We start from the raw sequence: 311 nt of genomic DNA on the forward strand, positions 1-311 counted from the left end.
GCTTTCCGCGAAATCGACACCGTTTTGACCGAGAAACCATCTGGCAGAAGACGATGACGAACAAACCGAACCCAGCCGATTTTGGGTAACTTGACACGATTTCCATTAACCCAGTTAAGACTCGCTTGAGGATAAGTGAAGGTGCGATAACGGTTCTTTCCCTTGAAACGGGGTTTACCGCTACGCTTGCCGTTCTTGTCTCCTTTGATGAAACGATCGAAGGCTTGCTTTACTCGCTTCACCATGTCTTGCAGTACCTGGGATTGGATTTCTCCATACCAGGGACGTTCTTGTTTTAGCTGTACGAGCGA

General features: G+C 48.2%; 1 pseudogene. It reads right to left on the reverse strand.

Going from position 1 to position 311, the window contains the following annotated elements:
* Positions 1–245 (reverse strand): annotated as a pseudogene (locus LKK83_RS30365) (RNA-guided endonuclease TnpB family protein); the annotation flags it as partial.
* Between the last annotated feature and the right edge of the window lie 66 nt (positions 246–311).

The organism is Phormidium sp. CCY1219, from assembly GCF_035615515.1.
GTDB lineage: Bacteria > Cyanobacteriota > Cyanobacteriia > Cyanobacteriales > Laspinemataceae > CCY1219.